Raw genomic sequence first — 24,713 nt, 5'->3', positions numbered from 1 at the left:
CCTGACGCATCGTCGCAGTCCACCGATCAAGTCCCGCAAACGTGGGACTTTCTCCCAAATTGGCAGCCCGTCCTGATGGCCAGCGATGCCTGGCCCCTCAGTTCAAGGAGGTACCCATGAAACGTTCTGTACTGTTAGGTCTGTTCGTTACTGCCTCAATGCTGGCGTCTCCTTCGTTTGCCGCCGGCGACGATCTCTGTGCGACCAATCTGCAAGCCATCGCCAACGCCAAGTCCCAGACTCTGTCTCCTGAAATCAATGCTCGCGTCGAGGCCAGCGTCCAGCAAGCCAAGGCCTATCAAGCGCAAAACACCGAGGAAGGCACCAAAAAATGCATCTCCGAGACCACTCAGACCCTGCAGGAGATCCAGAACGCGGGCAAAGGTGATAAAGGCTAATAACTACTGAAGGCCAACCTTCGGGTTGGCCTTCAGAGCCATGTAAACCCTAAGCTTGCGGAGCATCAGGCAGACTCACGACTGCTTCGCAGCCTCGCGAGCTCGGCAGCTGCAACAGGCGTTTCTTGTCCCTTTTTCGCACCCGCCTCCCGGAAAAATCTTTCACCCTAACGCCCGCAAAAACAGAACCCTTGCACGCCATCACAGTCCATTTGTTAAGCCCCCATCAGCGCGGCCCATCCCCACCCCCGTTCCAGGAGATACCCATGAAGCGTTCCGCCCTGGCTGGACTGCTCATCGCTGCAACAATGCTGGCCTCTTCCGCAAACGCCTCAAACGATAGCGATCAATGCGTAATGAAGCTCCAGGAAGTCAACAGCAAGCTGTCCAGCGCAGCCATGCTGGACGCTGCCACCAAAGGCGTCGTCATCACCAAAACCGAACAAGCCAAGGCCGCCCACGCTGCGAACAATGACAGAGAGTGTGTATCCCTGACGCAGCAAGCGATTCAAGACATTCAAAGCCATATGAATGGCCAATAAGGCGGGGCCAAAGCCCCTCCGGCGTTGGCTCTGATACGCCGATACGGACAGGAGGTCGACTCACCGCCCGCATTGGCGTACACTGCGCTTGCCTGCTGGTTACACACAGCAGGTTCGGGGCCGTTTAGGATTCGACGCCGGTTGCGAAACTTTAGGTGCATGCCGAGTTGGTAACAGAACTCGTAAATCCACTGTTGCAACTTTCTATAGTTGCCAATGACGAAACCTACGGGGAATACGCTCTCGCTGCGTAAGCAGCCTTAGCCCTTCCCTCCTGGTACCTTCGGGTCCAGCAATCATCAGGGGATGTCTGTAAACCCAAAGTGATTGTCATATAGAACAGAATCGCCGTGCAGTACGTTGTGGACGAAGCGGCTAAAACTTACACAACTCGCCCAAAGCACCCTGCCCGTCGGGTCGCTGAGGGTTAACTTAATAGACACGGCTACGCATGTAGTACCGACAGCGGAGTACTGGCGGACGGGGGTTCAAATCCCCCCGGCTCCACCACTTCATCATCTAAAGACGTCCACGGACGTCTTTTTTTGTGCCTGAAATCCAGTGAATACGGGGGTTTCAGCTCTTTTGGGGGCTTTGGAGGATTTCTGAGTTCCAGGCGCTTTGGTATCCCAGGTGGTATCCCGGGTTACCAAATGCTATTTTCAGGATACCAAAACGGTGCTAGAGGTAGCCCCCATGCCTACTAATGCAACCCGCCTCTCCGATCGCCAGCTCAAGGCAGTCAAGGCAACTGGTAAAGACTTCGTCCTCAGCGACGGCGATGGCTTGCAGCTTCGAGTACGCGCGAGCGGCTCGATGATGTGGAATTTCAATTACCGCGAGCCGTTGACCAGAAGCCGTATCAACATGGCGCTTGGTCCATACCCAGACCTCTCGTTAGCCAACGCCCGGAAGAAAGCCGCAGAGGCGCGTGAGTTGCTTGCTTTGGGCACTGATCCCAAAACTCAGCGTGATGAGGTAAGGCAAGCCAAACTTGCTGAGACTGAACACACGTTCGAGAAGGTGGCCACTGCCTGGTTCGAGCTGAAGAAAGACTCCGTAACCAAAGCCTACGCCGAAGACATTTGGAGATCGCTGACGCTCCATGTTTTCCCAAGCATGAAAACAACGCCGCTCTCTCAAATCACTGCTCCGATGGTTATCAAGATCCTTCGCCCAATCGAGGCCAAAGGAAGCCTCGAAACCGTCAAACGATTGAGCCAACGACTCAACGAGATCATGACCTACGGGGTCAACTCCGGGCTGATATTTGCGAACCCCCTCAATGGAATTCGGGCGGTGTTCAAGAAACCCAAGAAAGAGAACATGGCTGCACTACCACCTGAGGAGCTTCCCGAGCTCATGATGGAAATCGCGAACGCCAGCATCAAGCGCACGACCCGCTGCCTGATCGAATGGCAACTGCACACGATGACCCGCCCTGCCGAAGCAGCCACCACACGATGGGCAGATATCGACTTCGACAAGCGCATTTGGACCATTCCGCCAGAGCGCATGAAAAAGCGTCGGCCGCACACAATCCCTCTTACCGATCAGGCACTGTCGTTACTGGAGACGCTCAAGCAACTCAGCGGTAACAGAGAGTACGTGTTCCCCTCAGATAGAAATCCCCGCACCCATGCCAATAGCCAGACCGCCAACATGGCGTTGAAGCGCATGGGCTTTCAGGACCGTCTAGTCAGCCACGGCTTGCGCTCGATGGCGAGCACCATCCTGAATGAGCATGGCTGGGATGCGGAGCTGATTGAGGTCGCACTGGCGCATGTCGACAAGGACGAAGTTCGTAGCGCCTACAACCGGACGGATTACATCGAACGCCGGCGTCCGATGATGGCTTGGTGGAGTGAACATATCCAGAAGGCGGCCACCGGCAGCCTGTCGGCATCGGCCATCAATCAAACCAGAGACCGCAACGTCGTACCGATTCGCTGAACATCCGAAAGGTATGCGCCACCGACTACGATCCGTGTCGTGTAGGGCGAAAGGAGTGACGACAGTTGCCAGATCTCTGGTATGCCTGCGCTTTTTAAGCCAAGCCCCTGTGTATGGGAAGGCTCCGCATTCCCATACACAGGGGCTCACGCTTAAAGGTCTATCAGGCAACCACGACTTTTGCCTTTCTACGGCGGATCAACACCGCTGTTAACTCGTAGTAGTAGATGGTAGCTGGAGCTGAGCATCGTAAATAGTGCTCCAGAAACCATCTCACGTGCTTTTCTCTCCAGGACCAGGGAGTCGCGCAACCCCAGCGTTCACGAATCACCTCGTGCATCCTTTCTGCTTGCCTGATGTGCCGCTGCTGCGTGGCATGTGCTCCTTTGAGCATGGGGCGCAGGAACAACGCTATGTCGAATTCGGCCGTCATCGCCGGCCTCCGATGTAGGCACTCACCACATCGATGCGGTTATGTCCCAACTCGTGGCTGATCTGCTTACGGGCTCGCTGATCGAGTGCTCGATCCTCTTGATGAACACGACTGCCATTAACGGGTGCAGGAAAGCCGATTAGTTGCTCATAGCGCTCACAGGCGTAAGCCGCCCGCAGCTCATGAAAACCTTTCAATCCATGCTCATGCAGGATGTCCCGTGCCGGTCGCACAACTGCCTGCATAAAGTCTTTGTAGCTTTCGCCGGGCGCCAACAAATTCCGGCTGCCATTGGGTGAGGTCGCGCTGGCCCAATCCAGGGCATCGCGAACTTGATCCGTTACCGTAATCCAGCGCGGTGCCGAGGCCCCTGATCGACCACCTTTGGTGCCATCCTGGATGTTGATCTTGCCCAGTTGCCGAACCTCACGTTGCAGTCGGGGCAGATCGGCCAGGATCGCTTCGCGCAGGCGCATACCAGTCTCACGGGCGAGGAGCACAATGGCACTCACCCTCGATTGCTGACGATCTGACAGCGCCCGGGCGATCAACTTGACCTGCGTACGGTCTTGGCCTTGCGGAGCCTCACTACGCACACTTGAGCGCTGCAAGCCCAGCGCCTTACTCGGACTCGGGATTTTGACGTACTGATCACCGCGCAGCGCGGCCATCGTTCGGTTCACGCTGGACAGTCGGTTCTGCGCGGTGGCAATGCCGACGTTGCCCTGATCAACCTGCTCCCGCACGTGGACGGCGTACCGCATGAGGATCTCGCGGTCTATCTGGCGCGCGTCGTTGACCCTCGGTCCTTCATCGGATCGACACCAATGCACGAACGCCTGCCAGCGATCACTATGGGCTTTGACGGTAGCAAAATGGTCGTCGCCAAACAGGTCTTTCAGTGCTTGCGGTCCAGCATAGCTAAGCTGGCGACCGAAGCCGAAATTGCGCCCCGCTCGCTTACCGACCCGAGCCATTTTTCTGTTCCTGATCGACTGCCGCGAGATCGTGCAAAAGGGCTCGCCAGTGCGCACTTACAATCGCGAACTGAGCCCAATCAGTCGGGCGAAAACACAGCGTGTTGTCGGTGACGTAAAGATGCGCACCCTCCTCTTTCAACCATTGAATAATGGCTGTCGTAGAGGCGATAGCTTTATGGGTGGTGGCGACACTGGCGACAGCGGCGACAACCCTCGTCCTGCCTGGTTTTGCGCGTGGCGACAAAGTGGCGACAGTAGCGGCGACAAATCGAGCTTTGGGCTCCTTTTGACGCTGAGCCAGATGGTTGCGCAGCGCTTCATCAAGATTAAACATGGCGCACCTCGAAGGTGTGGCCATCGGTGATCAACCACTGATGATCAATCAACTCGACCAGCAGCTTGGCGGCATGACGACTGCTCTTGCGGGCAAAGCGGGGACCGTTACGATTCAATTCTCGAATACTGAAACGCTTCCAATCTTTGACCTGTAGCCATCGCAGCAGCCGGTCTGCCTCCTCTTTTACTCGACACACCGGCTCCTGCTCAGTCAGGCGCTGGATCTCGGTGAGGTAGTAGCCGACTAAAGCGGAGGCCCGTTGGATATGGTCGACCTCTACGACGCTGCTCTCCTCCAAGACTGCAAGAATGCCGGCGACGCGCAGCAGGTTATCGGCGGCCTTTGATCCGCTGGGCCGTACGCTGGCCAGCTCGCCAAACTCCCCCAGCTGAGCTTCGATAGCATCATGCAAATCAATCCAGCGACGACGCGCCAGCGGACTGAGGCTCAGCTTTGACAGCTGCAAGGCTCCGTCAGCGGAAAGTGACCAAGGCTGATAAAACAGAGCCGAAAGGCGGTGATGATAGCGCTTGAGGGCGGCGTCTTTGGACAAGTCGACAGCTTGGTAGCTACGTTGCCCGGCTAGACTGGTGGGCCAGGTCATCAGGCAGCGGCCGAGAATGCCTTGCCCTTGCAGCAACGGGTCACTGAGTAACTGCATGGCTAAATATGGTTGCAGCATCAGATGCAGGCTCAAGCGCCGGTCGTAGGCTCGCAAGCTTTCACCAACCATGGAGCGAGCGCGATCTATCGGGCTACCGTCCCAGAGTGACGACAAGGTTGTGACCGCCTTCAAACGGTTATCCCTACTCATGGTGCTGCTACCGAGGAACTGCCCTCCTTCGTCACAGAACAGGCCCATGCTCGGTAAGTCATGACAGAGGCCTTTGACCAGGGCCTCGATAGTTGAGTCCGTGGTGATCAGCCGTGGGGCAGAGGGCTCCGCTTCGAGCGACACAACGTTTGTAGAGTCGGGATCGGCGGGATTGAGACTCTGCGCCTGTCGTTGTGCAACGCGGTACCGGGCAAGTTGTTCGCGGTAGCACTGCCACTGTTCACGCTCCCATTGCCGTGCTGGCAGCAGTGCAAATCGATCCGCTGCGGTCTTACGATCACCTGACGCAGCCACCGTAATCAGGTACAGCGACAGCGGATAACTGCGACCGTCGAGATGTAAGCCCGCATGGCCTTGGGTGGCCAGCGCCGAGGCAGCCAACACCGATTGCGCGGCCAGTGCCTGAGGGACACCGATGACCTCGGCCATGCGCTCAACCGCAGGCCCAAGAATCCCACCGAGTGCCTGCACCGGATAAGGCTGGGCCAAGGGATTCGACTCAATCAACGGTCGAGGTGGTCGTGGTAGTTCAAGCTTCGGATCTAACTGCTGCATGGGCCCTCTCCTCGATCATTGCTGGTTGTCCTCACGTAGTCCCGCCACGGCTGTTGAGTGTTATCAGGGATCAAGGCCCCTGCGGCCTGTGAGGTGTTCACTGACGCGGAACGCGCGGCTCCTTACGACCGGGAGCAAGGGCATGAACCCATTAATCTGGCCTCCTTAGACGCATCAGAAGATGCGGGCGGGTGGAGGCCGTGCCGGCTGACGAGTTCGGCACCTAGAGATCCTGGGTGGGAGAAGGCAACAACATCGACACCTGGGGCAGGCCTGACTGTCAGTCAGGTGCAGCCTTTCCATAGACTGCGGCACCGGTGCCTGTGTCGTTGCGGATGGCGACGAATCGGATTTGTCAGGCCGATTGTCACGAGGAGAGTTGCGGCAATGCCTTGTACGACATGGCTTGCAGCAGTAGTACGAGCGCCCGTCTCTTTCCAGGAGAAAGAGACGGGCGCAGTCTGGCGCAGCGAAGTGTGCCGAGAGGTGAGGTTGCTGCAGTGCAGCGAGGAAGGTCCATCGTCTGCCGCAGTGGACAGATCAGTCGAGTAGGCATCCATCACTCTTGGGGAGTGACCGTGCGAGCCGCCGGACGCTAATCGCACTTCGGAAGAACCACCACACAAGTGGCGTAGCCTTAAAGGTTCTGGCTACCTGGGCTGGTGCTGTCAAAGACAGCGATCCGTGCGCCAATTTTTATACCCACTTGAAAAGGCGGTCAAGCGTCACGGCTAAGACGCTCAGAAAGTGGCGACTGTCGCCACTTCTGTCGCCATGCGCCAGGCCACGTTCTACGTGCGTTGTCGCCGCTGTCGCCGCTGTCGCCACACCTACATCCATGCCCAACGAAAAGTTCCGCTTTGACACTGAAACGGCTCTGCGCTCGATACAGATCACGAGCAATTATTGACGGGTAAAAGAAGGCTGGCGCTAATCAAATTTGAAAAGGGGGGACCGCGGTGGCTGCGAGAAAAAGCGAGTGAACCCTCCGATCGACGCGATCAAAGATCGCTTGATCGGAGGGTTTGGCGGGAAAAGCAAAGTCTCAAACGTCAATTATAAACTCAGGCATCGAAGCTGGTTGATTGGGAAGTGACTGCCTCACGTCGTATGATCAGCGTCTGCTGCAACCGCAGCAGAAAGCCTGCTTCAAATGCTTCCTGATAGTCCCCTGGACGATGACGCTTTCGGTTCTGAGACAGCGCCCACCATAACGGTAATGATGAGCCTTCTAGCCAAGTCTCAGCGCAACAAACACCGTCCTTAATGACCAGAGCATACTTATCGCCCCACGGGGTTCGAATCGCAGGAGAGCCTTCAGCGGAGGGGACAGAGACATACTCATAGATCTGTTGATAAACGCTTTGAGCTGGGATGCCAGTCAAATTCCGGAATGCCCTGTCGTACAACACGGCGGCGTCATCCAACAGCTCCACTGCCAGCTCAACGTCTTGCGGAAAATGCAGCAGAATACTCTGGGCTCCATTAAGCCGAAGGGTGGCAGCCTGCCGTAGTTTAATCGCGGCATCTTCAGGGGTCAGCGACGCAGTGTCGATGGAGTTGGGTTTGGGGAGACCGATTAGAAGCGAGAGATCAAACATCACGGAATCCTCCGGGATAGTTTGCGGTACGAAAAAAACGGCCAGGGCGGCGCACGAGCTTAAAAGGGGGACAGGTCATTTTCCTTATCTCCTCGGACAATTAAGGAGCCGTCCACCCAGCCGTTCTGACACGAAATGGGTGGCGGACCGTACGGGGGTCAGAAACCGGCGTCCGAGGGAACCGGCCAGGCCGAAGCCTGCCCCGCACGGACCGCCATAGAAAAGCAGCAGCTAAGCCTCTGTAAGCACTTAATCGCTGGCTATGACGCCATGCGCCTCGAACAATTCAGGTTCTGACACCCGGCCACGGGATTGACCGCGACGGAGCAAAGCGTAAATGTGAAGACACGACAACACAAGCGTGCGGCACCAATATGCTCAGCATCCGAATGAAAACTACCGGCCAGACGCTAACGTTGCCGGTCTCTGATAGCTCCACCGCTTCACGCCTGACCAAATGACTACAGATTCCGGCCGCGCTGATAAAATCTGTAACGCCATATATGACACCCTTTCGAGAAATCGTATGAATACAGAGTTGACGGAAGAAGAAATGCGCCGGGCGCTCTTCGGTGAGTCTGAGTCCCCCGCACCAGCAATTCACTCACACGTGCAAGACACCGTTCCGGATGCCGTGATAGTGCAACCGGCAAAGGCAGCGAAGAAAAAGAAAGTCTCGAAAGCCTTTACCCCCAGGCTGAGAGTCACACTGAGCGTGGGCAATGAATTCGAAGGCAAGATGCACGAGATCGTACATGAAGCAGATACCCTGAGTTCGCTAGTTGCGGAGCAAGAGGCCACAAGGGCAGCAAGGAAAAAATTCAAGTTTGTTGAAGTGATTTCGGTCAAGTCGATGTAAGCGTGCTCGCTAATTCGGCATTAAACCGCGCTACATTCCAGCGAGTCATCCGACTGCCCCGCTCGTGTTAATTGAGGCCTTAACCTCAGTTACGGTAGTCGTATAGCAGGATTTAACACTAACGCTTCGCCTACTCGTTAAAGGTCCAGACCAGCACCACGTCCCCGCAGCCACTCCTTCCGGTCGCGATAGTCGGGCAGCACCTTGTCGACCTCGTTCCAGAACGCATCAGAGTGATCGCGATGATGTAAATGACACAACTCATGAACGACTATGTAGTCAATGATGGTCAGCGGAGCCATCAGGCACTTCCAGTGAAAATGCAAATCTCCGTTTTTCAGACAGGATGCCCAGCGGTAACCGATATCTTTGACGTGAACATTGCCCGGCGTCACCCCCACCTTGCTGGCGAAGAAAGCGACCCGCTTGCTCAGCCGGGCAAGACCTTTTTCCTTATAGAAGGACTCAAAGGTCTGCTGCGCAAGTTCGTGCCCCCCCGTTTCTACAACAGAGCGCAACAGGCAGAACCGTCCATCCTTGAGTTTCAGGGACTCATCTTGCTCTTGCACCAGCTGCAAGCGATAGCTACTGCCCAGGTACAGAAAAGACTCGCCACCGACCCACTCACGTGTCACACGAGTGGCGTTGAGGTCACGCCAATCGGCAAGGTTGCGATAAATCCACATACGTTTGCTGAGTACGGTTTCATCCACCTGCTCAGGAGTCATACGCCTGGGTGGGCGCACTGTGATCAAACCATCTCGCTCAATCACGATATCTGTAGTCTGGCGGTCTGAACCTGGCAGTAACTGATACTCGATGTCTCGAACCTGACGAAGTTGCATTTATGCGTCTCCACGGCGCAGGGCTCGGATTAGCTCGTCATGACGGTTCTTGGCCAATTTCATGACTTCAATTGCCACGCGCTCACGATTCTGCTTGAGTTCCTCAATGCCCGCTTTAGTGATTTCAGCCTTGAGCAGTCCTCGAACACGCTTTTGTTTGTCCGGATTTTGCCAGAAATCAATGCTGGCAATGGTTTCCTGCAAAATATCCACCGTAACGCCCATCAATGCTTTGAACTTGGGTTTATCCCCACCTTCAACCGTGCCGTTTGGAAAGCCAACCTGGACGATATGCTCGTAGAAGGTCGTCACCTCCTTACTCATCCCCTCTTCACCCTGCTGACGGCCAGCGATAGCTTGGTTTCTAAGTTCGGCCAATTTTTCCGCTAACAAATCCCACTCGTCGTGGTGCTTCTCAATGAGGGCATCAACCTTTTCCGACAGGCTCTTGAAGAAGGATGGATCCTCATCATGATGGACAGTGCAATGCTTACGGATGGCATGCTCCATCTCACTGGCCTTGGCCTCACTGTTTTTACCAGAATGGGCATTGAGTTTCTCCAGGAAGTCCTCGGCTAATAACTCCACCGGTTCAATCTTGGGGTTAATGCCCAGGCTAATTAAGTGCTCGTTGATTAACGCCTTCACTTTTTCACCTGCGCTGCCCAAATCGAGGCTGGAATCTTTGTAGCGCTCCTTGGTGACTTGCAGGATATAACCAAAACGCTTGGCTGGGACGCGATAGAGCTGTGCAGACGAGTGAGGCAAAATGATGTCCAGGCTCATCAAAAACTTCTTGAGGTAAACCTCGAAATCCGCCCGTTGCTTTTCATCCTTCAGGGCCTTGACGGCCTCATGCACCACCGCTGCATCCGCATCCAATGTGTGTAAAGCCCCCGTGACAAAGGCCTTGATGTTATTCACACCCAAGGTTGTGAAATGTTGCAGTAAACGCTGATAGCGCTCCTCTAACACCGGCAACTCGGAGGTGATGTTTTGCAAACCGTCCTGCAGCTCTTGTAGCTCATCACTGGCCGCGTACAGCGTCAGCGCATCGGTCAGATGGTTGGCCAAGCCGATGTAATCGACGATATAGCCGCGCTGCTTGCCCCTCTTGACCCGGTTAGTACGGGCAATAGCTTGAAGCAAGGTGTGCTCGCGCAGTTTCTTGTCGATGTACATCACCTGCTCGATGGGCGCATCGAAGCCCGTCAGCAGCATGTCGCAGACGATCAGAAACGCGATGCCGGTGTGCTCTTTGTCCGGATCGTCAAAATCGAAACTACGGCAAAAATTATCAACCGCGTTCATCCGCACGGCCTGTTTGCGCGCATCAGTGATGAACGCCGCCTCGTTAGTACCGTCTGACGACACCACGACGGCTGTTTTCAAAAAACTCAGCCGTCGGATCAATTCTGCGTCAGGCAGTTCCCGGGCCTGTTCTTGTTTGATGCGGTCGGACAACGCCGCTTTGATACCTGCTTGATAGCGCACACAGGCCAGCTTGGAATGGCACACCACCTGTGCCTTAAAACCGTTGGGCAAGATGTTGTCGACGTAATGCTTAACTAGGTCGCGGGCAATCGCGTTGATGCGGTTCTCGGCCTCCAGGATGTCACCGGTAGCGCCATACTTCTTTTTGATCGCCAGCAGCTCTTCTTCGCTGCGGTCGCGGAACAGGTCTTCAAAGGCCTCATCAAACGCATGCTTTTCATTCAGCGCACTATCGGCCGTTTTACCTTCGTACAAAATCTGCAGGGTGGCGCCATCCTTGACCGCATCCATCAGCCGGTAAGTGTCGATGTACTCACCAAAGCGTTTGCGGGTTTTACGCTCACCGTGGCGCTCGGTCAGCAACGGAGTGCCGGTGAAGGCAAAGCGAGTGGCATTGGGAAAAGCCTCAAACAGGTTTTCCCCCAGGTCCGAGCTTTGAGTACGGTGCGCCTCGTCAATCATCAGGATGATCCGCTCCGAAGGGTTCACCACTCCAAAGGTCTTACCTGACGGTATGGCCAAGTAAGTGCCCAACGCCTCGGCCACGGTATTACTCAGGGTCTGTTTGTGTTCCTGAAACTTGTGCACCATGACCATATTGATGTCGGAGCTTTCGGTGGCTAGGTGTCGGCGTAACGCTTGACGGCTTTCGATCACATTGACCCGGCCACCAATCAAGGTCGCGGTTTTACCTAGCTGCTCTTCCAGATCGTGCCGATCATTGACCAGCACGATCTTGTAGTCAGCGAGATCGCGGCTGGCCCGCAGCATCCGCGCCAGAAACACCATCGTCAGAGACTTTCCCGAGCCTTGGGTGTGCCACACCACACCACTGCGTTCCATGGCCGTAGCGCCATTACGCAAGCGCTCCATGATTTTGTTCGCGGCGCGAAATTGCTGGTAGCGGCATACCACCTTCACACGAGGGCCACCATCGGTGTCCATGACCACCGAACTAGTGCGCAGAATCTGCAGCAGGTTGGCTCGACTCAACATCCCGGCAATCAGTTGCTGCTGAGGGTTTAATCCTTCGAGGGCCTCATCGTCCTGCGGATAGAGCGTCTTCCAGGTATAGAAATGCTCCGCCTCTGAGGTAATGGTGCCGTAGTCTGCTTGCAGACCGCTGCTGCGGATCAGTAGCAGGTTGCTGTGGAAAAGGCTCGGTTCACCCTCATTCAGCCCAGCACTTTGGGATTCCGGGCGTTTGCGCATATAGCGCTGTAGCTGCACGAAGGCTTCCTGCATCGGATTGGCGCAGGTTTGAGAGGCTTTTTTACATTCCACCACTCCAAGGGGAATGCCATTCACGAACAGCACAATGTCCGGAATGATGAAATCCTTTACACACCCTGGCGTATCAATACGGAACTGATTGATGGCATGGAACTGGTTATTCTCAGGCGTTTTGAAATCAATCAGTCGCACCACGGGATCGGCTTCGCCGGTCAGTTCATTGACATCTACCTGCGTTTTAAACAGCAAAGCCTGGATTGCTTCATTCGCTTCCAGCAGGGTGCGGTTGGGCTGGCGCAGCAATTGGCTGCGTAAATCTTCCAGCTGCCGATCGGTCAGCCACGGCAGACCTTCATCCGTGCGATTATTCTCCCGGACGGATTTATTGAAGACTTCGGGCAACAACCATTGACGAAAGTGAGTACGCAAGCTGCCGTGTGCGCTTTGCGGAATACCTGATCCTTGGTCTATCACCGTCCAACCCTGTTCGGCCAACTGTTGCAGAAAGGGTTGTTCGACTTCGCTGTACTCACTCATCGTGTGCTTCTTTGGCTATTGGCCTGCAACCAGTGCTGGCCTGTGGCGGTCAGGCGGTAATGTTGCAACCGACTGTTGGGTTGCTCGGGTAATGTCATTTCTAGGCAAACGGCCACAATGGCAGGCAGGACATAGGCTTTGCGAAAATGCTCGGCATTCTTCAAACCCATGGCGAGCGGCAGTTCTGGCTGCTGATTTCGCCAACAACGACATTGAGCAAGGCTGCGACTTCCATAGTGACTTCCCCGGCAGCCGCATCTGGCCCTTGGTGAGTGGATGCACCGGCAAGCGCACCACACATAGGAAATCCTGCCCAATTACCACATAACCGCCGCCCAGGTTCTCAAAGTCATTGGCAAAGGCGCAAAGCGTGCGAAGAATGGCGCCCGGGGTCCATCCCGCCTTGTATTCAATGCGTTCGCCTTCCACGGTGCGCTGGCGCAGCAGGTCATTGAGGTTAATGGGCAGCTTGTCAGGCATAGGTGGCCTCTAATGCATCAACCCTTACCAAGACTTTGCCGGTGAGGAGGTCATCCATCAATCCAATTCTTTGCTGGCGAAGTTTACAGAGTTGGCTCAACTCGCAATTCAACTTCTCGGAGATTGCGTCGAGAGCAGAAGCAATCTGATTTTGCTCCTGGGGCGATTTAGGCATAAACATCCATAAATCTCGAATATCCCCTACTCGGACATGGCCAACTGTGGAACCTCCGGAGATTAAATCAAGCCGGTTTTGAATTTGGCGGGACTGCAATGCGTACAGAAAATACTGCGCTGCAATCAATTCCTGATTTGGCCTGTAAAGCATCATCCTTTGTCCCAGGCACGCAGAGGGGTGCCGCTCCGGAATCATGCAGACTTCCCCGACAGGAGCTTCACGAGTAATAAGGATGTCGCCCACCTGCGGCTTGCCCCGCATTGTCCAGACAAAATAAGAATGCTCGTCCGTGAAAACAAGATCCTTATCGACAAACACTCCATTGCGAACATTTGGCGTTCTGATGACCGGAAATCCGTCTGGCGTTTCAGGCGGCGTCCGATTTTTGCAGTCGATAATTTTTTCACAAACTTTCGAGCAAGTAGTAAAGTGCCAATCCTGTGGAATCCACCCAATTGCCGTTTCCTGATACAGCTCCGGCGCTTGATCGTACGACGGGCGCAGTTGGCCATTGGGCAGCAAACCACGAGTAAAAAGGTCAAGCATCAATCCGGCCTTGATCTGCTGGTATTTGGCGATCAGAGCTTCGGTTTTTTCGATAGAGGTGTCCATGCCCTTGAATATCGCAGCAATTTTATTCTGCTTGTTAAAAGGGAACATAGGGATCGGTATGTTTTGTACATCTCCAGTCGAGACAGCAGCGAATGTGGAGCCTTGGCTTCGCCGGTGCAAGTAGTTACTACGATGCTCTACCGCATGCTTTAAAAAGACAGTGTTCGACAGACCCGGTTTGGCCTTAAAAGCGCCAAGTCCACGACCAATGCAATAGTCCTGATCGGCATAGTTCATCGTGCCAACGGGCGCACGTACGCTGATCAATACAGAGCCCGCTTTCGCGGTGCGTAAAGGTGGCGCGCAATAGACGGAAGCTTGTGGATTGCTCGCGCCAAACTCTGCGCATCCCTGCAAAAACGGTAACCCTTTACCATCTGTGTTGCAAAGTTCAACTCCTGGCGACTGTCCCATAGTGATATCGGCAAACTTCGTGAGCGGAGCAAACGATAACTCACTCATACCCCAACTCCACCAAAAACGCCTGCAACGTCTGCGCCGCTTCATCGCGCTCGGCCTCAATCTGCTTAGCTGTCACCGCATATTTACCCCAAAGGCTCTCAATCGCGGTAACGCAAGCCCGTTGATCGGCAGCTAGATATTGACGGTAACTCTCAAATAGCACCTTACCCAGTCGCTCAACGATCACTATTCGAGCTTCATCATCAGTGATGTTCTCACGGGCTTTTTCCACCAAGTCATCGCGGCTTTGCTCGGTCGTCTTGATCAACCCCTTAAGGCTTTTCGCTTCGTCTTCCAGGGATTTATGGCGAACCAGTTGCACCTCAATACGCTCAGCCTCGCGCTGAAGACTTTGCCAGTCACCGAAGCTGGTATCGCGCTTAGCCAACTTCATCAACCCACGGGCTTCTTTAAGGCTGGCTTTGAGAGTTTTCACTTCATCGGCTGGCAGCACGCCACTGTCATCGGCATCCTCAAAGTCCTCTTCGCTCGCAGCAGCGAACAGCGCTTGCAGTTCGGTCAGGCGACTGTGGTGGTGTTCCAGTTCGGCCAACACTTTGGGGAACTGGCTCTGCAGGATGTCCTCGTTGGGAATCAGCTCCGGGCCCCAGCCGCTGGCGGCGATGGATTTAAAATCAGCGGCCAGCAATTTGTAATAGTTGGCGAAGGCACCGCGTACTTGATAGCGATTAAGCAACTCTTGGCCAGCAAAAGTCCGTTCAATGCTGTCCAGCAAGGTGGAGCGCATCTGGTAGACGTTATTCGCCCGCGCTTGCTGATTGGTAGTATCTGGAGCAAGCGCCTCGACAATCGGCAAATGCTGTTCCCACCACTTGTTCAACTCGACCATAAAATTGGCTTGGCATTGGATGACGCCGGAGTGTGAGCTAATGAACTCGGCAATCGCACGCTTGCCTAGCAGTTCGGCCGAGAAGTCCGCGTAGGCCACAACGCCGGCAGACACTGTACGAGGCATAAAGCAGCTTTCACGCAGTCCGGCGTAGTTTTTCCAGAAGTGCGCCAACGCGTCGATTTCACTGACCGGCACACCACCGTGCAGATGGGCTCGAACATCGTGGGGTTCAGGCGGCGGCGCGTTGTCCACATAGCGCCGAATATTGCAGTTGTAGTCTTCAGCGCTAATGGCAGCCACCGAAATCCGCTGTGCATAGCCAGGAATACCTTGCCCTGCACGATAGGCGTGCACGATCTTATCGATGTCTTCGGGCCGTAGATGGTTCTGGGCCTTGCCTTCGCGGTACTCACGGTCGGCGTTGATAAACAGTACATGGTCACGCTCTGCCGCCCCAGCCTTATTCAGCACCAGAATGCAGGCAGGGATCCCGGTGCCATAGAACAGGTTACTCGGCAGTCCCACCACCGCTTCGAGATAGCCCTTTTCTATAAAGTACTTGCGCGCTTCGCGTTCTTCGCCGCCACGGAACAGCACGCCATGGGGCATCACCGTTGCCATACGACCGTCGCTTTTGAGCACCGCCAGCATGTGTTGCACAAACATCAGGTCGGCTTTTTTGCCTTTTTCGGGCATCCAAACCGGGAAGCGACCGGGAAATTTGATGTCCTTCTTGATGTAATTCTGGCTGAACGGGGGGTTGGCCAGCACGCGATCAAAACGCTTGAGCTGACCATCTTCGGCCTGATGTTGGGGCTCGCGCAGGGTATCTTGTTGGCGAATCACTGCGTGGGAGATGCCGTGCAGCAACATGTTCATTTTGCAGATTGACCAGGTGGTGCCCATCTTCTCCTGACCGTACAAAGCCAGCTCGGAGGCATCGGCGCCGCACTCGCGCAGGTAATCACGCGCCTGGATTAGCATACCGCCCGACCCCACAGTAGGGTCGTACACACTCATATTTTCCTGGGGATCGCAGATCTCGACGCAGATACGCACAACTTCAGCCGGGGTGTAGAACTCACCAGCCTTTTTACCCGCCGAGTCCGCAAAGTGCTTGATCAACCATTCATAGGCGGTTCCCAGTAGATCCGGGAATTCGAAGTCTTCGTCACGCAGCGGGATTTTTTCAAAGTTCTGAATAAAGTTGACCAGCGTGTCGTCATCCAGCGTGTTCTGGCCGATCTTCTTGTTGAAGTTGATGTGTTTAAGCACATCCTGTAAGGCCTCTGGATTGGCCTCTTCCAACGCTTCAAGCGCTTTATTGAGTGCAGTTCCAACGTTTTCTTTGACGTGCTTGAGAGCTGGATGGAGGTTCCAGGTGCTATCGACCCAGCTCTGATTCCATCGAGCCCGCTCCGGCACAAAGAAATACTTGCCGGAGTACTGATCAGGATCTTCTAGGTTGAGTTGGATATCGGCATCGCTCAGGCCTGCAGCCTTGCCTTCTGCGGCAATCTCTTCGCGGCGCTGATCGAACAGATCGCTGGCACGCTTGAGGAACAGCATGCCGAAAATGTATTCCTTGTATTCGCTGGCATCCATGTTGCCGCGTAAGTCGTCACAGGCAGTCAGCAGCAGGTTTTCAAGCCGAGCGAGTGTCAATTTGGCGCTTGCCATAAGTATTCAGGTTCCTGTCACAACGTCGAACGGTGCGCTAATTGGGTGCAACGAAGCACCTGTGAGATGTCCGTGCAAAATGTCATAGGATACCCCACTAAGTTCGTCGAGACAGCTCAACTGGTCAGCCAGGATTTCACTTACGCCTGCAGACTGACCAGGTGACTCGACCCAACAATTACCTGCGCCAAAGGAAGGCAAAATGTCCGTTCCCACTTACGATCAGTTCATCGAACCAGTGCTGCGTTTTTTAGCGACCAAGCCCGAAGGTGCGCCCACGCGGGATGCCCAGGAAGCAGCCGCAAAAACGCTGCACCTAACGGAAGAGCAACGGCAGGAGCTGATCGCTAGCGGTCAGACGACCTACAAAAACCGCGCGGGCTGGGCGCATGACCGGCTCAAACGTGCAGGCTTGTCCAGCAGCGCAAAGCGTGGGTATTGGAAGCTGACGGATGCCGGAATCACCTATGCAGAAAAAAACGCTGCGCCACTCCCTCACGAAGAAGTGGAACATTTGGCTATCGGCTATATGCATGTGAAGTTGAAAGTCGCAATCGATGCGACCCCACTGGATGATCAGGCTCAAATTGGGTCTGACGTCACTTCAGCCACCGCCAGCCCGGATGACCGCCTTGAGCAGGCGTTGCAAGAATTGCGCGAAGCTACCGCCGCCGATTTGCTGGATAGCCTATTGCAAGTGACTCCCAACCGCTTTGAAGTGATAGTGCTGGATGTCCTGCACCGCCTGGGTTATGGCGCTAGTCGCAGTGATCTCCAACGCGTCGGTGGCTCAGGCGACGCTGGTATCGACGGCATTATCTCGCTCGATAAGTTGGGACTTGAGAAGGTCTACGTCCAGGCCAAGCGCTGGCAAAACACGGTTGGCCGTCCTGAGCTGCAAGCTTTCTACGGTGCCCTCGCAGGGCAGAAAGCGAAGCGCGGCGTATTCATCACTACTTCTGGCTTCACCGCCCATGCTATTGATTTTGCCAAGTCTGTTGAAGGAATCGTCTTGGTGGACGGTAACCGTCTGGTGAATCTGATGATGGATAACGAGGTCGGTGTTACCTCACGACTGCTGAGGCTTCCGGCATTGGACCGTGATTATTTCGACGATGAATAAGGGAAGAAGCTGTATCGAGGGCAATTTGGTCAGCAGGTTGCTGACCAAATTGGCCACCACTTCGTCGCTGAACCAGCCAAGCTAACTGCATTTGGGTAATGAGAGAATCAAAGTACCTAGTGCCGGCCTAAGATCTGAGCTTCCCAACTGACATAAGAGAATATCCGACATACTTTCAAATGGCAGATCACAGGATGAGAAGCAAAAATGAGCACCCACCTCTTGCTCCCGTGCGGTTGTAATCGCTCACTTTACCGTCACTAAGTATCAAGATACTGTCAGCCATGTCATTTTGACACTCCCGCCTGCTAGGTCACTGCTTAGCAGGCAGTGGCATTACGAACACGCCCTCCTTCGACATGGACGAACGTTGTGAAAATTCTCGAGTATTTGGATTCAGCGAAAGAAAAGCTAAGAAACTGCCAACTCGGCGCAGTGCGAAGTTTCGTGAAGTATGCCGAGGAAAATGAAGCGGATAAAGCCTTATTAATAAATCTGCCCACCGGGGCGGGAAAAACGGGGGTCATTTCGCTTATATCCCATCTCTCGAGCGCAGCTAAAGTCCTTGTTATATGTCACCGCAAAGCAGTGAAAGATCAACTTTTTCGAGAGATTTCTAAAAAATTCTTTCGCACCACAATCGATGATAAAAACTTTAAACTTAAGAAAACTTTCAGGGATTCTGATTTCGGGCAAGGCGATGGAGTTTACATAACCAGTTTCCAGAAACTAACATTTATCGGAGATGAGGCTCTTGGAAAAATTCAGCAGGACTTCGATTTAATTATCGTTGATGAAGGCCATTCAGAGCCGTCACCCGTTTGGCGAGAAATAATCCGCCAATCTTCCGCCATGAAGGTGGTGATTACCGCGACGCCTTATAGGAATGACCTGTTTGAATTAAACGTGAGTACAGACCACTTCTATGTGTTTACGTTCAAAGATGCTGTAGCCGATGGAGTAATTTCGGAGCCTTTTTATGAGCAGATTGCCGATGAAGCGAAAATGCTCGCGAAGATTACGGACTATCTGGAAGTCGACGACAGCCTAAAATGCATCGTTAAGTGCAAGAGCCTTGAGGAAATCGAGAGATATCACAACCTAATAGCTCCACTTTTTTGCACCGCAAGTGTCCATGAGCGTTTGGAAAATGAGGAGGAGACAAATAAATTTAAGCGGGTTGGACGAGCACTTAAAGTTGAGGGCCTCAGGGTAATCATTCACCAGCACAAGCTCGACGAAGGCATAGACATTCCCGAAGCCAAATTATTGGTTCTGACCTACGAGTTGGGTAGTGGGCGAGAGCTGGTACAAGCCGTCGGCCGGATCGTCCGGCGTTACGGGGAAGCCCAGCCCTTGGTATTGGATCTTAGCCGGGGGGCGAATGAGGGGATGTGGGATGGCTACCAAAAATTTGACGATTATCTCGCCAGTGGAGGAGCGTCAGAATTCGTAAAGTCTCTCAGTACGAGCTACCTAATCGAGTCCTTCCTCGATAGTTTCCCCAAGTACAGCTATTTCGATGGCAAATTCAAGGAGCGAGTGGATCTCAATGAGTTAGTTCCTGAGGACGACATCAAAATCCCTCACGCTTCGGTGTGCTTCGTGCAGAAGGAGGAAGAATTTTCCCTGTCCTTACTTATGGATCGCCTCTACTGGGAGCTTCATGGATACGGGGCCTTGGTCAAGAGCTATGAGGAGGTCCTCGACCTAAAAGTCATGGTCTACGTGTCGTTTAATAGCTCGAAATTCTTTTCTAACAAGCTGTTTTTTGAGCCAAAACTTCATGTAATTGTCGTAAAGGAGATGGGGTCGGGTGTAGCAATATTCGATAGCGGCGGCGGGCGATACTACAACCAAGAGCAATATCGGCTGCGTAATGCCATCCATATCGACAAGCTTACTGCGTTAGCGGCCAGGACCGCGATTCATCAGGTCAAGGAGACTCACGCCCGAGCTATTGGCCAAGCTGTTCGACGTCCGGAGTCTGTGGCTTTGAAGGGACAAAACCTAGATAGAAGCCGTAGTAATCAGAGCAATTCCAGATATGCCTTAACGATGGTGAAAGTCGACAATATTGGCTTGGACGGCAAGAAAGACAGTAGCTACTACATTGGTGCCAGATCAGGCCGAGTGGTCGATCAGAAGGAATCCAATTTCACGCTGTATGATCTTTCTCAATGGATCGACGTGGTCAGCGAATGCATCGAGGCAGGAGGCAATGCCGGACGGCTTATCAAATCCTACGCGCAACCGATAGCCGAAAGGCCGGATGCAAAGATCCTTTCCGTATTGCTAGATTTCAATGAACTCGATGGACCTAGGCAGATCGGCCGGGGCGAGATCCATGCAGAGTTTATTTACGTAAACTTCAATGACGGAATCAGCTTCCATGCACATGGTGAGTTGGTTGAACTAGCTTTGACGTACTCGGACGATGCTTTATGTTTCGAAGTCCAGCTCGCTGGTATTTCTGAAGGAAGGGCTGATCATGAATGGGTAGTGGAATATCTAAATTTTGGCCATCGCTTGAAAGTACTGTATGAGGATGGGGTCACGTATCTAGGAGGAAGCTTTTACAGATTGGCACTTCCTTATGAGCGGGGAATCGAAGCTGAACAAAGTTTCGCGGGAGCGTCGCTGTTCCCACTTCCAGAGATGCGGAGCCAAAACCTTAAGGAGAAAGGTCACGTCCGGGATCACAAATATTTTCAAACCACCAGAGACAACTTTGATACGGACTCGATTTTCCATCTCATCGACAGGCTAAAGGGATATGGGAACCCAGGCACGCCACACGGCGAGCTGGGGCCGTTCGCCAAGTTCATACCTGGTTGTGATCTCGTGCTTTGCTGCGATATGGGCGTTGAGCCGGGCGATTTCATTTTGTCATCCCCTGAGAGGCTATGTTTCGTTCATGTCAAGTGTGGCGACACCCTCAATCCAAAATCATCAGCAGGTGCTCTCGCCGAGGTCGGCAGTCAAGCGATTAAAAATATTCATATGCTTGTTTCTAATAACAAGAACATAAAACCGGGAAATTTCAAAACGTGGAATGGGTGCTGGCCCTCCAATGATGCAACTTATCCGCTCGGGACGCGCTATAGATTATTCGATGGTCAAATTAATCATCCGGTAGCACCTGACGGCACTCTTTCTGAGCGAGTTTGGGATCTTATCTGCGAACGAAGAAAATCAATGAGATGTAAAAAAGAGATCTGGATCGTGGGTGGAAATTCATTTTCCAGTGACCATTTCATCAAAAGCATGGGAAACCCACTCAAATCTTCGCCCGAGAGTATTCAAGCTTTTCAGCTTATCGAGGATTGGCTAAGCACAGCGGATGAACTAGATGTGGATTTGAGGATTTTTACTTCGCCCTGAGGAGGCTACATGTCTAGCCTTTCAGCCGAGCGAATGCCTTTGGCCGATCCCTGCCGACGCTGATTGGCAGCAATCAGCGCTATGGGCAGTTCACTGCCAATCATGGTTACGAAGCGTTCTGGTAAGATCGAATGCAAGCGGGTGGTCAAGTGGAGTGTTGTATTCCAATTGGTATTCCAACTAAAAACAAAAAACAATATAAATGTTATAAGTTAATATCTTACCGATCGAATTCAAATTACCCCGGCCCACCACTTAATCATCTAAAGACGTCCAAGGGCGTCTTTTTTTGTGCCTGAAATCCATCAATGAAATCTGGTTCGCCCCTCTTGTGCGAGCCTATCCTCAAGCATTAACAAAGCCCGTCTTGCGCGGGCTTTATTGCATCTGGGATTTTGTCTATCGCGTGCATGCTCAAGGCTCGGGGGCCAACGCCATATCAGCTCGCCCAACGCCCGGCACCTCGACGGGACTTGCACAGGCGACAAAATCCTCCTTGCGCAACAGCACCAACGCAATCAACGACACCACTCCCGTGCCTATGTAGAAGTACCAGGGCGACGTAATGTCTCCGGTCACCTTGATCAACCAGGTAGAAATCAGCGGTGCGCTACCACCGAATACCGCCACCGGAATGTTGTACGCCACCGCGATACCGGTGGAGCGGATTCGGGTGGGCAACAACTCGCTCATTAACGCGTAAGTCGACGAGGCATACAGGCCGAACAGGATGGCCACCGCCATCAACGGGTAGATAAATGAAGCAGGCGTCGCCGTGGGGGCCGATTTGAAGAGCCAGTACATCGCCAAGGTGGCCAGGGTGCCGACCACCAACAGAAACGGCTTACGCCCGTTTCTATCCGTGAACGCACCGCCGAATGGCATGACGACTGCGGCCGATAAGCTGGCAACGAAGACGTAGAGCAAGGTCGTGCCGCTGTCGAACTTGAGAATGCTCGACATGTAGATCGAGACAAAGGTCAGCACCAGATAGAAGATCGAGCTGTGCAGGGTAATGATGAAGAACACCAGGGCAATCGCCCGTTTCCACTGCCAGACTTCTCGCAGAGGCGCCCTGGAGGTTTCCCCCGAGCGCTGCAATGCCAGGAACTCGGGACTGTCTTCAAGCTTCAGGCGAATGTACATCGAGATCAGGCCCAGAGGTGCCGCAATCAGAAACGGAATACGCCAACCCCAGGCTTGCATCAGGTCGGCGCCCATGACCCAGGTCATGCCGTTGGCCACGGCACCGCCCAGTAACAGTCCGAGCACCGCCGTTACCATCAACCAGCATGTGGCGAAGCCGCGTCGCCCAGGCCCGGCGTACTCGGAGATGAAGCTGGTGATGGTGCCGATCTCGCCACCGGCCGAGAAGCCCTGTACACAGCGGATTAACACCAGAATGATCGGCGCTGCAATCCCTATCGAGGCATAGGTCGGCAGCACCCCCAGCAAGAAGGTCGAACCGGCCATCATCACCAGCACGGTGATCAGGGTTGTGCGCCGACCGATCTTGTCCGCCAGCGGACCGAAGAACAGCCCTCCCAGCGGCCGGATGAAAAAACTCAAGGCAAAAGCCGCAAAACTGGCGAGCAGGCTGGTGGTCGGGTCATCAGAGACGAAGAACGCCTTGCCGATATAGACGGCAAGAAAACCATAGACGCCGTAGTCGTACCACTCGATCAGGTGGCCGGACGTTGCACCGATAAACGCCCGACGCCGTTGCCGGGCCGGGTTTTTCTGTTGAATGTCCACGTGAGGGACTCCTGTCTGATTTTATCCATGGGAAACACAACTCAGGGAACTGCAGTGCCGTTCGCGACCTCCTTCAACCAGAGGCGCAGCTCGGTCTTGAGGATCTTGCCGTAACTGTTCTTGGGCAGCTCCGAGCAAAATACGTATTTCTTCGGTTTTTTGAATGACGCCATGCGTTCGACGAACCATGCGTTGAGCAACGATTCATCGAGCGATCCTGCTGCACGGGGAACGACGAACGCTACCACCATTTCCCCCCACTGCACATTCGGCTCGCCAACCACACAGACTTCAAATACTTCCGGGTGCTGCGCCAACACTTCTTCTACTTCCCGAGGGTACACGTTGCAGCCGCCGGAAATGATCACATCCTTGGAGCGATCGGTGAGCGTCAGATAACCCGCGTGATCAAGAAAGCCGATGTCGCCGGTTAACAGCCAGCCATCCACCAAGGTCTGGCGAGTCGCCTCGTCGTTGCGCCAGTAGCCTTGCATGACGGTGGGACCACGCACGGCGATTTCCCCTGACTGGCCGGGAGGCAACGGTCGGTGCTCAGGGTCCAGAATCCTGATCTCCATGCACGAATGTGCCCGACCCACGGAAGCTGCCAGAGAGGCCCAGTCGGGACTGTTTCGATCCGCGATCAACTCACGCGACAACGCGCTGATCGTCATCGGGCTCTCCCCCTGACCATAGATCTGCACCAGCCGCGCGCCAAAGGTCTCGACCGCTTCTTGCAGATCCTTCAGGTACATCGGCGCGCCACCGTAGACAATGGTTTTGATCCCGTCGCCGCCGTAGCCTTGGCGCCGAGCCTGTTCAACCATGCGCTTGACCATGGTTGGCGCGGCGAACAACATGAGATCGCGCAGCCCGCTCGCCAGTTCGAACAGCTCGTCGGCCTTGAAACCGCGGGATTCGGGGACAACATGGCGAGCTCCGCAACGCACATGGATAAAGTTGTAAAGGCCGGCGCCATGGGACATCGGGGCCGCGTACACCACTGCATCATCCGGACTGACCGGATCAACGTCGAGCGGATAACACAGTGACATGGCCGTCAGGTTGCCGTGGGACAGCATCACCCCCTTGGATCGCCCGGTGGTGCCGGAGGTGTAGAACAGCCAGGCAAGGTCATCGGCATCACGAGAGCAAGGATCTTCCAACGTCGTCGCATCGAACGAAGCACACACCACACTGTCCGCTTCATTCAGTTCACGACAGCCCTGCGGCAACATCTCGGGCGAGAACACCTTGCCGCCCTCGGTGAAGATCAGACGGGCTTGCGCATCGTTGGCGATCCAGCCAGCTTCAACAGGGTGCAGCTTGCAGTTGATCGGCACCGCGACCGCGCCAATCCACCAGACGCAATAGAGTAATTCGAGGTATTCGCAACTGTTCTTCATGAACAGCGCCACACGGTCGCCGGGCGCAATGCCGTGCTCGCCTATGAGCTGCGCGGCACGACTACGGACATGAGCGGCAAACGTGGCGTAGTCGGCGACTTGCCGCTGTCCCTCAAATAACGCTGGACGTTCTGGCCAGCGTCGACCGGCGTCGTTCAGCCAGTTGGCAATGTTCATG

At 54.3% G+C, this 24,713-nt stretch carries 18 protein-coding genes and 1 other RNA gene; 7 read left to right on the top strand and 12 right to left on the bottom strand.

Features of this window, described 5'->3' with window-relative positions; all coding sequences use genetic code 11:
- The first annotated feature begins 116 nt into the window (after positions 1–116).
- The 4 genes from LOY56_RS03575 to LOY56_RS03560 all read left to right on the top strand — a co-directional run bounded on the left by LOY56_RS03575 (position 117) and on the right by LOY56_RS03560 (position 2,893).
- Entirely contained in the window at positions 117–398 is a 282-nt protein-coding gene (locus tag LOY56_RS03575; protein ID WP_258619959.1) for a hypothetical protein, read from the top strand.
- Between the two features lie 266 nt (positions 399–664).
- Entirely contained in the window at positions 665–940 is a 276-nt protein-coding gene (locus LOY56_RS03570; RefSeq protein ID WP_258619953.1) for a hypothetical protein, read from the top strand.
- Positions 941–1,056: 116 nt separating this feature from the next.
- Positions 1,057–1,450: a transfer-messenger RNA gene (ssrA, locus tag LOY56_RS03565) on the top strand.
- Between the two features lie 186 nt (positions 1,451–1,636).
- Entirely contained in the window at positions 1,637–2,893 is a 1,257-nt protein-coding gene (locus tag LOY56_RS03560) for an integrase domain-containing protein (protein ID WP_258619951.1), read from the top strand.
- Positions 2,894–3,056: 163 nt separating this feature from the next.
- Here the strand turns inward: LOY56_RS03560 and LOY56_RS03555 are convergent, their stop codons facing one another.
- The 5 genes from LOY56_RS03555 to LOY56_RS03535 all read right to left on the bottom strand — a co-directional run bounded on the left by LOY56_RS03555 (position 3,057) and on the right by LOY56_RS03535 (position 7,634).
- The gene (locus LOY56_RS03555; RefSeq protein ID WP_258619947.1) at positions 3,057–3,326 is read right to left on the bottom strand and encodes a hypothetical protein; all 270 of its coding nucleotides are present in this window, start codon (positions 3,324–3,326) and stop codon (positions 3,057–3,059) included.
- Positions 3,323–4,303 carry an integrase domain-containing protein gene (locus LOY56_RS03550; RefSeq protein WP_258619945.1) on the bottom strand — a complete coding sequence of 327 codons (981 nt, stop codon included), beginning with the start codon at positions 4,301–4,303 and terminating at the stop codon, positions 3,323–3,325. Before LOY56_RS03550 ends, LOY56_RS03555 begins: the two co-directional genes overlap by 4 nt.
- Entirely contained in the window at positions 4,287–4,640 is a 354-nt protein-coding gene (locus LOY56_RS03545; RefSeq protein ID WP_258619944.1) for a hypothetical protein, read from the bottom strand. The genes LOY56_RS03550 and LOY56_RS03545 overlap by 17 nt, the downstream gene beginning before the upstream one ends.
- Positions 4,633–6,033: a YfjI family protein gene (locus LOY56_RS03540; protein ID WP_258619942.1), complete on the bottom strand. Its 1,401-nt coding sequence runs from the start codon at positions 6,031–6,033 to the stop codon at positions 4,633–4,635. Before LOY56_RS03540 ends, LOY56_RS03545 begins: the two co-directional genes overlap by 8 nt.
- A 1,064-nt stretch (positions 6,034–7,097) precedes the next feature.
- On the bottom strand, positions 7,098–7,634 hold the full coding sequence (locus LOY56_RS03535; protein ID WP_258619939.1) for a LasR-specific antiactivator QslA: 537 nt from the start codon (positions 7,632–7,634) through the stop codon (positions 7,098–7,100).
- Between the two features lie 526 nt (positions 7,635–8,160).
- On the opposite strand from LOY56_RS03535, the gene LOY56_RS03530 reads away from it, so the two are divergent.
- Positions 8,161–8,493 (top strand): hypothetical protein, encoded by a 333-nt coding sequence (locus LOY56_RS03530; RefSeq protein ID WP_258619938.1) that lies wholly within the window; start codon positions 8,161–8,163, stop codon positions 8,491–8,493.
- 137 nt (positions 8,494–8,630) lie between these two features.
- Here LOY56_RS03530 and LOY56_RS03525 read toward each other — a convergent pair whose 3' ends face one another.
- From LOY56_RS03525 to LOY56_RS03505, 5 genes are all read right to left on the bottom strand, one after another.
- Positions 8,631–9,338 (bottom strand): M48 family metallopeptidase, encoded by a 708-nt coding sequence (locus LOY56_RS03525; RefSeq protein ID WP_137204499.1) that lies wholly within the window; start codon positions 9,336–9,338, stop codon positions 8,631–8,633.
- Positions 9,339–12,602 carry a type I restriction endonuclease subunit R gene (locus LOY56_RS03520; protein WP_258619937.1) on the bottom strand — a complete coding sequence of 1,088 codons (3,264 nt, stop codon included), beginning with the start codon at positions 12,600–12,602 and terminating at the stop codon, positions 9,339–9,341.
- On the bottom strand, positions 12,599–12,772 hold the full coding sequence (locus LOY56_RS26955) for a Fic family protein (RefSeq protein ID WP_408980350.1): 174 nt from the start codon (positions 12,770–12,772) through the stop codon (positions 12,599–12,601). The genes LOY56_RS03520 and LOY56_RS26955 overlap by 4 nt, the downstream gene beginning before the upstream one ends.
- A gap of 302 nt (positions 12,773–13,074) precedes the next feature.
- Complete coding sequence (locus LOY56_RS03510; protein WP_258619934.1) at positions 13,075–14,334, bottom strand: restriction endonuclease subunit S; 1,260 nt, start codon at positions 14,332–14,334, stop codon at positions 13,075–13,077.
- Entirely contained in the window at positions 14,327–16,867 is a 2,541-nt protein-coding gene (locus tag LOY56_RS03505; protein WP_258619932.1) for a class I SAM-dependent DNA methyltransferase, read from the bottom strand. The genes LOY56_RS03510 and LOY56_RS03505 overlap by 8 nt, the downstream gene beginning before the upstream one ends.
- 202 nt (positions 16,868–17,069) lie before the next feature.
- On the opposite strand from LOY56_RS03505, the gene LOY56_RS03500 reads away from it, so the two are divergent.
- Both LOY56_RS03500 and LOY56_RS03495 read left to right on the top strand, forming a co-directional pair.
- A complete protein-coding gene (locus LOY56_RS03500) occupies positions 17,070–17,990 on the top strand; it encodes a restriction endonuclease (protein ID WP_258619931.1) in 921 nt (306 codons plus the stop codon).
- Positions 17,991–18,362: 372 nt separating this feature from the next.
- Complete coding sequence (locus LOY56_RS03495) at positions 18,363–21,374, top strand: DEAD/DEAH box helicase (protein ID WP_258619930.1); 3,012 nt, start codon at positions 18,363–18,365, stop codon at positions 21,372–21,374.
- A 414-nt stretch (positions 21,375–21,788) separates the two neighbouring features.
- Here LOY56_RS03495 and LOY56_RS03490 read toward each other — a convergent pair whose 3' ends face one another.
- Together LOY56_RS03490 and LOY56_RS03485 are read right to left on the bottom strand one after the other, a co-directional pair.
- A complete protein-coding gene (locus LOY56_RS03490) occupies positions 21,789–23,129 on the bottom strand; it encodes an MFS transporter (protein ID WP_258619929.1) in 1,341 nt (446 codons plus the stop codon).
- Between the two features lie 41 nt (positions 23,130–23,170).
- Positions 23,171–24,712: a class I adenylate-forming enzyme family protein gene (locus LOY56_RS03485; protein WP_258619928.1), complete on the bottom strand. Its 1,542-nt coding sequence runs from the start codon at positions 24,710–24,712 to the stop codon at positions 23,171–23,173.
- Between the last annotated feature and the right edge of the window lies 1 nt (position 24,713).

Source organism: Pseudomonas sp. B21-048, from assembly GCF_024748615.1.
Taxonomy (GTDB): domain Bacteria; phylum Pseudomonadota; class Gammaproteobacteria; order Pseudomonadales; family Pseudomonadaceae; genus Aquipseudomonas.
Note: the sequence above shows the minus strand (reverse complement) of the source record. Positions and strands in the feature narration are given on the sequence as shown.

Coding starts and splice junctions, on each gene's coding strand:
- LOY56_RS03535 (WP_258619939.1), bottom strand. CDS start 7,634: ATGTTTGATCTCTCGCTTCTAATCGGTCTCCCCAAACCCAACTCCATC.
- LOY56_RS03510 (WP_258619934.1), bottom strand. CDS start 14,334: ATGAGTGAGTTATCGTTTGCTCCGCTCACGAAGTTTGCCGATATCACT.
- LOY56_RS03575 (WP_258619959.1), top strand. CDS start 117: ATGAAACGTTCTGTACTGTTAGGTCTGTTCGTTACTGCCTCAATGCTG.
- LOY56_RS03555 (WP_258619947.1), bottom strand. CDS start 3,326: ATGACGGCCGAATTCGACATAGCGTTGTTCCTGCGCCCCATGCTCAAA.
- LOY56_RS03530 (WP_258619938.1), top strand. CDS start 8,161: ATGAATACAGAGTTGACGGAAGAAGAAATGCGCCGGGCGCTCTTCGGT.
- LOY56_RS03505 (WP_258619932.1), bottom strand. CDS start 16,867: ATGGCAAGCGCCAAATTGACACTCGCTCGGCTTGAAAACCTGCTGCTG.
- LOY56_RS03540 (WP_258619942.1), bottom strand. CDS start 6,033: ATGCAGCAGTTAGATCCGAAGCTTGAACTACCACGACCACCTCGACCG.
- LOY56_RS03520 (WP_258619937.1), bottom strand. CDS start 12,602: ATGAGTGAGTACAGCGAAGTCGAACAACCCTTTCTGCAACAGTTGGCC.
- LOY56_RS03485 (WP_258619928.1), bottom strand. CDS start 24,712: ATGAACATTGCCAACTGGCTGAACGACGCCGGTCGACGCTGGCCAGAA.
- LOY56_RS03500 (WP_258619931.1), top strand. CDS start 17,070: ATGTCCGTTCCCACTTACGATCAGTTCATCGAACCAGTGCTGCGTTTT.
- LOY56_RS03545 (WP_258619944.1), bottom strand. CDS start 4,640: ATGTTTAATCTTGATGAAGCGCTGCGCAACCATCTGGCTCAGCGTCAA.
- LOY56_RS26955 (WP_408980350.1), bottom strand. CDS start 12,772: ATGGGTTTGAAGAATGCCGAGCATTTTCGCAAAGCCTATGTCCTGCCT.
- LOY56_RS03560 (WP_258619951.1), top strand. CDS start 1,637: ATGCCTACTAATGCAACCCGCCTCTCCGATCGCCAGCTCAAGGCAGTC.
- LOY56_RS03550 (WP_258619945.1), bottom strand. CDS start 4,303: ATGGCTCGGGTCGGTAAGCGAGCGGGGCGCAATTTCGGCTTCGGTCGC.
- LOY56_RS03570 (WP_258619953.1), top strand. CDS start 665: ATGAAGCGTTCCGCCCTGGCTGGACTGCTCATCGCTGCAACAATGCTG.
- LOY56_RS03525 (WP_137204499.1), bottom strand. CDS start 9,338: ATGCAACTTCGTCAGGTTCGAGACATCGAGTATCAGTTACTGCCAGGT.